Consider the following 4863-nt stretch of genomic DNA (forward strand, 5'->3'; position numbering starts at 1 on the left):
TGTGTTGGTTTTTTTTTGGCGAAAGATCTGATCACCAAATGCCATGAATGTTCCCTAACTCTTTGACTTTATTTTACTATTCGTGGGGATAGCTCAGTACTTAACTCCTTTTCGGCTTTAATTAGACGCTACACCTTGTGTCGCAAGGTATCAGTTCTAGTGAAGGCCACAAAAAGCTCGTAGTGCTTGCCAATTTCTCTCTAAAATCATGAAGGTGGTTGTTTGTTGTGCAATTAGCGATGCAAAGCTGCCTTATTCAGGATAAGCGTTTGACACTAATGTTAATTAGGGTTTCACTTAAGTAAAGAAACAAAGATAGAACAGACATGTCTGTAGACAGTAAATTATATGCGTTAGATGTAGACGCGCTTTCACCTACCATAAATCGCCGAGCGATAAACAGTGCCTTAAAAGATGATGAAGCGCTAAATGCGACCTTCATTGGGCAAGAGCGTGCGCGTGAAGCACTTACGTTTGGGTTAGGTATTAACACCAAAGGCTATAATCTTTACGTGATGGGTGAGCCCGCTACGGGGCGCTTCACTCTAGTGAAGGATTACATTGAACGCCAAGTTGCCCAGCTACCGGCGCCTGATGATTGTTGTTATATCAACAATTTTGACGAAGAGCGCGAACCTGTTGCGCTAAAATTTCCTCCCGGTGGTGGAAAAGCATTCCACAAGGACATGGCTGCGCTTATTGACGATGTCTTAGACTCACTGCCCATTGCTTTTGATAACCCGGGATATCAGCGCCGTCGCGCGTCAATTTCCAGAGAGTTCGAGCAAAAGTACGATGCGGCTATCGATGCGGTAGAGCGTTACGCACAAGCGAATGATGTTGCGCTGTACGAAGAGGGTGGCTCTATTACGTTTTCACCTATCGTTAACGGCAAGCCAATAAGTGACACAGAGTTTGCGTCATTAACTGACGCACAGCGGGAAGGGTTTTATACTCTTATTGACGAACTAGAAAATAGGTTAAGCGAAGGTCTGTTAAGCCTGCCTACGTGGAAACGCGAAAACTCTGAGCGTCTTCGTGAGCTTGACAAAAAGACCGCAGAGCAGGGAATTAAGCCGCTGCTAAAAGTGCTTGAGCACAAATACGCATCTGAGCTAGGGGTAATGAAGTACCTCAAGCAGCTTAAAACTGCATTGGTCAACGCTATCTTAGTCATTCACAGTGAAGAGCAGAAAGAAGAGAAGAGTGATGACTTCGACAAGAAGATATTTTTAGAAGAGCAATTTCTTCCTAACGTTTTGGTGTCGAATAAACTCGATGACGCAGCCCCTGTTATTTATGAGCCGAACCCTACTTATCAAAATTTGTTTGGCAAAATAGAGTACACCAACATTCACGGCAGCGTGTTTACCAACTATCGCATGATTCAGCCCGGTGCGCTCCATCGTGCAAATGGCGGTTATTTGTTGTTGGATGTCGACCAACTTATTGAACAACCTTTCGTGTGGGATACTCTTAAGCTTGCCATCAAGTCACAGCGCTTGCGCATGGACTTACCTCAGCAAGATGTGGGTATGGTGAACAACATTACGCTCAATCCACAGCCCATCGACTTAAATGTGAAAATCGTTCTGTTAGGTTCGCGTGATTTATACTACACGCTGCAAGATTACGATGACGAGTTTGATGAACTGTTTAGAGTGTTGGTGGATTTTGATTTGGAAATTCCCGTCACCAGACAGGCGCTTTTTGATTTCGTGGGCAAAGTACGTGCGCATCTTATTCAGTTAGGACTTAAAGGCATTACCGCTAACGCGATGTGCAGGCTAGTTGAGTACTCGTTAAGAATGGCTGAACATAAAGAAAAGCTATCTGCGCACTTCGCTGAAGTTATCGAGCTAGTTAATGAAGCCTATTATTTCTGTCAGAAATCTAATGCCGACACACTAGAACTTGATCATTTAAAAACAGCATTAAGTGCCAAGAAGCGTCGCACCGGCCGCGTCAGTCAAACACTATTAAACGATATTAAAGAAGGGCACGTGCTAATTGCCACTGAAGGAAAAGCGGTAGGCAAAGTAAACGGGTTAACGGTATTGGATATTGGTGACACTGCATTTGGTACGCCTGCACGCATTACGTCTACTGTATTTGCCGGCGCAAGTGGTGTAGTTGATATTGAGCGTGAGGTAGAGCTTGGACAGCCTATTCACTCAAAAGGCGTCATGTTGTTAAACGGCTACTTGGGCAACAAGTATGCCCAGCATTTCCCGTTAACCCTATCGGCAAATATAGCGCTAGAGCAGTCATACGGACACATTGATGGCGATAGTGCATCCCTTGGTGAACTGGTTGCGCTTATCTCTGCGTTGACTGAAATCCCTTGCTTACAAACCTTGGCTATCACGGGTTCCATAAACCAGTATGGTGAAGTGCAAGCGGTTGGCGGTGTGAACGAAAAGATAGAAGGCTTTTTCGACTTGTGTCAACACCGCGGCCTTACCGGTACGCAGGGCGTGATTATTCCTAAATCAAATGCGATTAATTTGGTATTAGATGCCACCGTTATCGACGCAGTGAAAAAAGGGCTGTTCCATATTTACACTGTAGAGACCGTTGATGACGCGCTATCTATTTTGATGGAACAGGAAGCGGGTAAAATAAGCAGTAAAGGTCGTTACCCCAAAAATTCAATCAATTACCATGCCGTAAACCGTCTATACAATATTGCGCTTATTGTTAATGGGGGCGATGGCGAATAGATAAAAACGAAGCGCGTACTTGCAGTGTCGAGACGCGCTTCTTGATTTTTGCATTAATCTTGGTTGATGCGCTAATAAAGATGCGCTTTTTCAGTAGAACGTGCACACAGCCATTCAATGCTAAACGCAAGTACCAGAGCGCGCTAATCGCGGGTGCTGATGACCAGAGTCTCTGAAATTTTATCTTGGATAGCTTGTCGGTTAGGATCCCAGTAAATTTGCACAAATCCCAACAAGCCAGTTGCTAAACCCGCACCATAACCGCCATAACGACCAAAGCTCTCCCATAGCGACAGTCCAGAACCATCGAGTTTGAGTACTTGTATATTTAGCAGTCGTTTACCTGGAGTTTTTCCGTTAAACCAAGCGGTAAACACGCTGTAATAAAGCGCGGCCCAACCAAAGCCTAAGCCAAGCTCAGTAATTAACCCTTTGAACCACGCGACAATGCTGTATGTGTTTGCTGAGGGCTCTGAAGTTGCGTCATCGAAATCTGCTAGGTCACTTTCAATACCTTCAGCTTCCTGTAGGCCATTTTCATGCACACCTTTATTTTGAGCTTGCTCATTTACTCCAATATCATCATTCGCACCATTTTTCTCACTTGGGCGATTAGGCGAGTCGATCACGTTGCTGACAGTTGCATCGTCACGAAAGTAATTAGCCTCATTGGCAGCATCTAACGTAAGCAACACTGTCCAAAAGAGCATGAACGCTCCACCTATTCGAAGAAATGAACGCGTAGTTTTTTTATGGCTTTGATTGGCTACGTTACGGCTAGCTTTATAAAACGTCACTGTAGCAATAATCGCCAAAAACAGTGCATCCAGTGAGCTCAAAATGGCGACAAATAGTAGGTCAATACACTGAGCCAACCCTCGTTGAAAAGGTGTAGCCAGACGCTTGCCCAACAGCGAGCTAGCCACGCCAAACGCATAGGGCGTGACTATATCCTTTGTTTCAACGGTTTCTAATTTATCTGCAGTATTATTTTCGACATCACTACTAATAGGTGGCGTATCAATATGTTGATGAGGGTGAGACATTTGCCGTCCACTGTGCTTAACCTAATTCCATAACACTACTTTACACAGTAAGGCGTATTATTTTAACTCTTTTATCTGAAGGGTAAGCACCTCACAAATACGCATGCAAGATACATTGTAATCTCTTCAATAGTCGGAATATTTTTCTTTTTAGCAAATAGATAATTTAAGTGTGTTTCACTTAAGTTATTGATTTATATGCGCGGCATTGGGTTTGCATCAGAGATTATCGAATGGATAACAATGATGCCTTTAAGGAGGTTACGATGTTTAACTCAAAACGAACGATTACAGCAACACTGGTTTCATTCGCTATGATGGGCTCATCTGCAATGGCACAAGCTAACGTTGACGAGATGAAAACTGCGCAAATGCAAGCAGCTTCAGCGTCAGTGCAACCTGAGTCCAGAACATCTGAGTCTGGTGATACGTGGATTACGTTGACCGGTGAGGTGTCTGCTGTAGATTCAAAATTCTTCACGTTAGATTACGGCGACGGGAGCATTTTTGTTGAGTTAAGAGACACCGACCTTGACAGTAATGCCTATGCAAAAATGAAAGGCGAAGAAGTCATGGTAACGGCGCGTCTTGATGATGGCATGTTTTCGAGCGAAAGGTTAGTTGCTCAGAGTGTGATTGTTGATGGTATGGATACTGTTTACTTAGCTGAGTCGGTTAATCAGGCTTCGGCAGATCTTTATTTAAGTACAGCAAGTAACATTGAGTTTGACGAAGAAGAAATGGTGCTTGTAGGTACCGTCAAATCAATTGGCAAAGAAGCGTTACAAATTGACGTGGGCGATACCACCCTCACGGTAGAGCTTGATGAGTTAGAGGACGCACCTGTGGATGCGGATGGTTACCTAACGCTAATGAAAGGCGAGCGCGTACGCATCACTGGCGAACTAGAAGACGATTTCTTTAATCGTTTCACCGTAGAAGCTGATACGCTAATCAAAATGAAAAGTTAACTATTACTGATAGATAACGCTTTAAAAAAACCGCCGAAATGAAGTGACCCCATTAAGTTGGACTCATTTCTAAGCGGCAACCAAGGTCTGATTTCGATATTGTATCGGACTCAGGCCTTTTAG

Annotated in this window: 3 protein-coding genes; 2 read left to right on the plus strand and 1 reads right to left on the minus strand. The window is 44.0% G+C overall.

The window, feature by feature from the left end:
• The first annotated feature begins 326 nt into the window (after nt 1-326).
• Nucleotides 327-2723 carry an ATP-binding protein gene (locus tag MHM99_RS20735; protein WP_014976416.1) on the plus strand — a complete coding sequence of 799 codons (2397 nt, stop codon included), beginning with the start codon at nt 327-329 and terminating at the stop codon, nt 2721-2723.
• A 143-nt stretch (nt 2724-2866) separates the two neighbouring features.
• Here MHM99_RS20735 and MHM99_RS20740 read toward each other — a convergent pair whose 3' ends face one another.
• On the minus strand, nt 2867-3769 hold the full coding sequence (locus MHM99_RS20740) for an RDD family protein (RefSeq protein ID WP_239220441.1): 903 nt from the start codon (nt 3767-3769) through the stop codon (nt 2867-2869).
• Nucleotides 3770-4035: 266 nt separating this feature from the next.
• Here MHM99_RS20740 and MHM99_RS20745 point away from each other — a divergent pair, with 266 nt between their 5' ends.
• The gene (locus MHM99_RS20745) at nt 4036-4740 is read left to right on the plus strand and encodes a hypothetical protein (protein WP_239220442.1); all 705 of its coding nucleotides are present in this window, start codon (nt 4036-4038) and stop codon (nt 4738-4740) included.
• Nucleotides 4741-4863 lie beyond the last annotated feature (123 nt).

Source organism: Alteromonas sp. MmMcT2-2, assembly GCF_022348305.1.
GTDB lineage: Bacteria > Pseudomonadota > Gammaproteobacteria > Enterobacterales > Alteromonadaceae > Alteromonas > Alteromonas macleodii.

Excerpts from the sequence above, each read along its gene's own strand:
- MHM99_RS20735 (WP_014976416.1), top strand. The coding sequence starts at position 327 with ATGTCTGTAGACAGTAAATTATATGCGTTAGATGTAGACGCGCTTTCA.
- MHM99_RS20740 (WP_239220441.1), bottom strand. The coding sequence starts at position 3,769 with ATGTCTCACCCTCATCAACATATTGATACGCCACCTATTAGTAGTGAT.
- MHM99_RS20745 (WP_239220442.1), top strand. The coding sequence starts at position 4,036 with ATGTTTAACTCAAAACGAACGATTACAGCAACACTGGTTTCATTCGCT.